The 5,021-nt window shown below is 53.4% G+C and carries 6 protein-coding genes; 4 read left to right on the top strand and 2 right to left on the bottom strand.

All coding sequences use genetic code 11. From position 1 onward, the window contains the following. Both VLA04_00610 and VLA04_00605 read left to right on the top strand, forming a co-directional pair. Positions 1-805, top strand: an 805-nt coding sequence (locus VLA04_00610; GenBank protein ID HSI20199.1) for a UDP-N-acetylglucosamine 1-carboxyvinyltransferase, incomplete at its 5' end; no start/stop codon positions are given. Positions 806-808: 3 nt separating this feature from the next. Continuing rightward, positions 809-1,816, top strand: coding sequence for a rod shape-determining protein (locus VLA04_00605; protein HSI20198.1), 1,008 nt, complete (start codon positions 809-811; stop codon positions 1,814-1,816). Here VLA04_00605 and tmk read toward each other — a convergent pair. Next, positions 1,796-2,407: a dTMP kinase gene (tmk, locus tag VLA04_00600; protein HSI20197.1), complete on the bottom strand. Its 612-nt coding sequence runs from the start codon at positions 2,405-2,407 to the stop codon at positions 1,796-1,798. The two genes, VLA04_00605 and tmk, sit on opposite strands and share 21 nt — an antisense overlap. A gap of 50 nt (positions 2,408-2,457) precedes the next feature. Then, positions 2,458-3,186: a hypothetical protein gene (locus tag VLA04_00595; protein ID HSI20196.1), complete on the bottom strand. Its 729-nt coding sequence runs from the start codon at positions 3,184-3,186 to the stop codon at positions 2,458-2,460. A 77-nt stretch (positions 3,187-3,263) separates the two neighbouring features. On the opposite strand from VLA04_00595, the gene VLA04_00590 reads away from it, so the two are divergent. Then, complete coding sequence (locus VLA04_00590) at positions 3,264-4,385, top strand: glycosyltransferase (protein ID HSI20195.1); 1,122 nt, start codon at positions 3,264-3,266, stop codon at positions 4,383-4,385. Continuing rightward, a partial coding sequence (locus tag VLA04_00585; GenBank protein HSI20194.1) for a WecB/TagA/CpsF family glycosyltransferase occupies positions 4,369-5,021 on the top strand: 653 nt, incomplete at its 3' end. The genes VLA04_00590 and VLA04_00585, both read left to right, overlap by 17 nt.

Below are 5,021 nucleotides of genomic sequence, written 5' to 3'. Positions count from 1 at the left end.
CGAGGTCTACCTCAAGGAAAAGACGGTTACCGGTACGGAAAACCTCATCATGGCCGCCTGTCGCGCCAATGGCACGACCAGTATTTGGAATGCTGCTGAGGAAACCCATATTTCCAACCTATGTGAGCTACTTCGCAACATGGGATACGCCATTCATGGCGATGGCACTTCCCGCGTCACCATTGAAGGCGACCCACATCTCTCTACTGGCCAGGCAGAGGTCACCGTCATCCCTGATGAAATTGAAATCGGCACCTTTGCCATTGCGGCACTCGTAACCCAGGGCACGGTCCGATTGGAAAACGTAGGAAAGCGCCACGACCTCATTCCTATCTTGTCCAAGTTGGATGACTTCAATGCCCGTTACGAATATAACGAGGGCGATCAAAGCCTTACCATGCTTCCAAGCCCAGAGTTAAAGGCGGCGGATGTCCAGACCAACCCTTGGCCAGGCTTCCCACCAGACCTGCAGTCTCCGTTTACCGTACTCGCCACCCAAGCAACTGGTACATCGCTCATCCATGACTGGATGTATGAAGGCCGCCTCTACTTTGTAGACCTACTCCAAAAGATGGGTGCCAACATTACCATTTGTGACCCGCACCGCGCACTCGTTACCGGTCCCACCACCCTTCGCCGTAACACCTCTATCACACCAGACCTTCGCGCTGGCGCCGCTCTTGTATTAGCTGCGCTGGCCGCAGAAGGGGAATCTATTATTGAGCACGTCGAACTCATCGATCGTGGCTACGTAAACATTGACGACCGCCTAAGGGGGCTTGGCGCGCAGATAATCCGGGAATAACCCATGTTCAACAAGCGCATCGCCATAGACCTTGGCACCAAGAACACTATTGTCTCCATGCCCAAACGTGGGGTCGTCTTTAGTGAGCCAACGGTTGTAGCCATCCAGGCGAGCGATAACAAAATTATGGCTATCGGGCGTGAGGCCAGGGAAATGCTTGGCCGCACCCCCGAAAGCATCATCGCTGCTCACCCACTGAGGGAAGGCGTCATTGCCAGCTACAAAATTACGGAATCAATGCTCCGTTCTTTTATTGGCCGCGCACTAGGTCCTGCCCGCTTCTTCCGCCCAGAGGTCATGGTAACCGTGCCGGCAGGCGCCACCTCCACGGAACGTCGTGCTGTTATCGATGCTACTAACGCCGCTGGTGCCCGTGTAACCTATGTGATTAAGAAGTCCATTGCCGCGGCACTAGGTGCCGGGCTTCCCATTGCCAGCCCGTCTGGCAACATGATCATCGACATTGGCGGCGGCACCACGGAAGTAGCCGTAATCGCTTTGGGCGATACGGTGGCAGTTAACTCTGTCCGCGTAGGTGGCGATAAAATTGACAAAGCAATCGCCAGTTACATCCGCAAAAAGTACAGCCTCATTATTGGTGAGCAGACTGCGGAAGAGGTAAAGATCCAGATTGGTTCCGCCATGCCGCTTAAGAAAGAGCTGACCATGGAAGTGTCTGGCTCCAATGCCGTTTCTGGGCTACCTGAAAGCATCATCATCCACACAAGCGATTCCACTGCCGCCATGAAGGAAGTCTTGGGTGACATCATGAATGCCGTAAAGGTAGTACTCCAGAACACCCCGCCCGAGCTTTCTTCGGACATTATGGAAAAAGGGATCATTCTCACCGGTGGCGGGGCCCAGCTCCGCAAGCTAGATGAGCTTTTCACCAAAGTGACCGGCGTCCCATGTCAGATTGCAGAGGACCCGGTCATGTGTGTGAGCCGCGGTGCCACTATTGCCGTAGAGAACTTAGACGCCTTCAAGCGCTCAGTTCTTTGGGCCAAGTGACTTGGCTACCACGGCATAGATTTGCTCGTGGATATCCTCAATACTCTCCGTCCCGGTAAGAATGTGCGTTTGCGGGTACTCCTTGGCGAGTAGCGCATACGCCTTTTTTACTTTGTTCAGTTTTTCTTTCTCCTCAAACAACTCAAAACCAAACCGGTTCTTGGCGATGCGGTCCAAGGCAGTATCCGTTGGGGTATCTACATAAAAGACCAGCTCCGGCTCGGGGAACTGGGTATTCAACTCCTTAAGCCAGTCCATTTCACAGTTCAGTGAACCAAAGGCAATCGAAGAGAAAAAGTAGCGATCAGATATGACAATAAAACCCTTCTCCAAGGCGGGAAGCATTTCCCGCTCTAAGTGGTGGCCGCGGTCCGCCGCATAGAGAAGCTGCATAACCGTATTGGATGGCTTCCACTCGTGGGTCAGCGCTCCACGGATAAGGCCACCAATCAAATTATTCGTCGGCTCCTTGGTGAGAAGGACTTTATGGCCTTCTTTTTGCAAACGGTTTGCGAGCAGGGTGGCCTGAGTTGTCTGGCCAGAACCATCAATACCTTCAAAAGCAATAAAGCGGGGGATCTTGTTACTCATACCCGCATAGTACGTAAAAACCAGCCCCCTGAGGAGGGCTGGTTGGAAAGTTAGCGCAATCGGACAGTAGCAGCTTCCCATTCACCTACTGAAGGCCAGAGAAACGCTCCACATTCACACGGCAGAGACTGACACTTGGCGCAGCCGTCGGCGTACCGGCTAAGATAATAGTCCTGGAGGTCAACCTCCAAGTAGTTGCTTATGGCAAGTACCCAAGCTATCGCATCGGAAAGTTCCAAGGCCAGCTCACGCAAGAGATCGGTGTTAGACTTCAAGCTCACCGGCATATCAACCACGCCAGTAATGATTTCACTAATCTCCTCAACTAGTCGGCTGTAGAGAACATCGATAGGGTCTTTGCGGTTGTTGGCACCATAGAGTGCATTTATGTGCCCAGCAGCCTCGCGGAGCTCCCACGTATACTCAGGCCCCATGGGGTGAAGCACAGCATCCGGGCGAAACGCTGCCCTACATTCGCAAGGCATTTTCCCGCAATAGCGGCAGGTAGCTGCCAGCCACTTTTCCGTAAAGCATTCTGCCAACGGAATAGAAGGGCCGTAGTACTCTGCTACACATATGATGCGGGAAAAAATGCGAGCTAAACCGTGAGCAAGAAACGGTTTTTCCTTTTTCTTCCGGACAAGCTTCTTAAAGTCGCTCGCAGCGACAAACAGAAAGAAGATGCGATCTTGAATGGACTGAAACCGGATCCGGTTTCGTATCCCGTAGATGGCATTCTGATGTTCGATGATATTGGCAAGGGTCGGCGTCTTTTCCATTTCAAAACCTCTGTGCGCATTATTACCAGGAAAGGAAAAAGGTCGCTACAAACAAGGGCTTTTGCTAATCTGTACATATGAAGATTGCCCTAGCCCATGATTTTCTCCGCGTATATGGCGGTGCCGAGCGCGTGCTAAAGGAACTGCACGAGCTCTATCCCGACGCCCCCATATTCACCACAGTGGCCGACGAAGCGCTGGTGCGGGAGCATTTCCCTAAGGCAGATATCCGCACCTCGTACCTGCAAACCAGTTGGCGCAAGAAAATAAACCAACTTTTCCTCCTAGCCATTCCAGCCGCCATTGAATCACTGGATTTCACCGGGTTCGATGTGGTCATTTCTTCTTCTGGCGCTTTTGCCCACGGCATCATTACCAGCCCCGATACCCGCCACATCAGCTACTGTCACAGCCCCATGCGCTACGCTTGGGACTGGCACGCAGAATTCATGCGGGAGAAAAACCTGGACAAAGGAGGACTCAAAACCTTTCTGGCCAACGAGAAAATGAGCAAGCTCCGGTTTTGGGACGCCGTCAGTGCCAAGCGCGTAGACACCTGGGTAGCCAACAGCAAGACTGTTGCCGCACGCATCCAGCAGTACTACCGCCAGCCCTCCATTGTCATAAATCCACCAGTAGACACGCAGTACTTCAATCCCGCCAAACTAGGTGAGCCCGTGAAGCGCGGCATCCACATGCTTAGTATCAGCCGCTTAGGGGAATCCAAAAAAGTGGACCAGATGATTGAAGCCTGCCACCAAGCAGGGGTACCACTCCGTATTGCTGGGCAAGGCAGCGACCACAAACTTCGCGCCCAGGCCCAAGCACTTAAGGCGGATGTCACGTTCTTAGGGCCTATTTCCGAGGAGGTAAAGCGCCGTGAACTCGCGTCTGCCGCTGCTTTCCTGTTTGCCGCAGAAGACGACTTTGGCATTGCCCCAGTAGAAGCCATGGCGATGGGGACACCCGTAATAGCCTTTGGCAAAGGCGGTGCCACGGAGACCGTTGTCCAGGAACTGACCGGTATCCTCTACCCGGAACAAACCGTGGAGAGCCTTCTTATGGCCATCCGTATGTTCAAAGAGAAGGGGGTAAAAGGCACCGAAGAGACAATCCGCCAGCGCACGGAACTCTTTAGCCCTGAGAAGTTTCGTACAGCGATTGAGCAACTAGTACACGGCAATGCCCGAAAACGCTAAGTTTCTTTCCGTAGATGTAGCCCTTGCCACGAAAGCCGAGCTTTTGTGGGCCATTGATACGGCCGAGACACCAGTACGCGTTGCCACCCTTAACCCGGAGTTCATGTTGGAAGCCCGTTCTAATGGTCCATTTCGGGAGGCGCTCCACCGGATGACCCATTGCACGGTAGATGGTACCGGACTCTATTGGTTCCTCTCCCGTTTCCGCAACCGGCTCGGCATTGGGGCAACCATAGAACACTACCAAGGCGCAGACCTGGTGGAAGACCTCTTTTCTACGTACCAGAACGGGGAGAAGAGCTTCTTTTTCTTAGGTGGACCCGAGGGGCAGGCTCGCGACGCCGCAGCTTCTGTCCGCAACCGTTTTCCCGCCATTAGGATAGTAGGCGCCGAGAGCGGGGGCACCATTTCCCCAAGCAACCCGTTTACTGAAGCTCATAAAAGCCTGCTGGAAAGTACCAACCCGGACATTCTCCTTGTAGGCTTTGGCGCACCCAAGCAAGAGTTGTGGATAGATGCCGCCCGCGACCTTCCCATCTCCACCATGGTTGGAATTGGTGGGACCTTTGGTTTTTACACCACGAAAAAGCGCGCGCCCAAACTCTTCCGCGCATTACATTTGGAATGGCTCTTCCG

It is taken from the genome of Verrucomicrobiia bacterium (assembly GCA_035460805.1).
Classification (GTDB): domain Bacteria; phylum Patescibacteriota; class UBA1384; order CAILIB01; family CAILIB01; genus DATHWI01.
The sequence above is the reverse complement of the archived record's forward strand: the minus strand, read 5'-3'. Positions and strand labels throughout refer to the sequence as shown.

Coding starts and splice junctions, on each gene's coding strand:
- VLA04_00605 (HSI20198.1), top strand. CDS start 809: ATGTTCAACAAGCGCATCGCCATAGACCTTGGCACCAAGAACACTATT.
- tmk (HSI20197.1), bottom strand. CDS start 2,407: ATGAGTAACAAGATCCCCCGCTTTATTGCTTTTGAAGGTATTGATGGT.
- VLA04_00595 (HSI20196.1), bottom strand. CDS start 3,186: ATGGAAAAGACGCCGACCCTTGCCAATATCATCGAACATCAGAATGCC.
- VLA04_00590 (HSI20195.1), top strand. CDS start 3,264: ATGAAGATTGCCCTAGCCCATGATTTTCTCCGCGTATATGGCGGTGCC.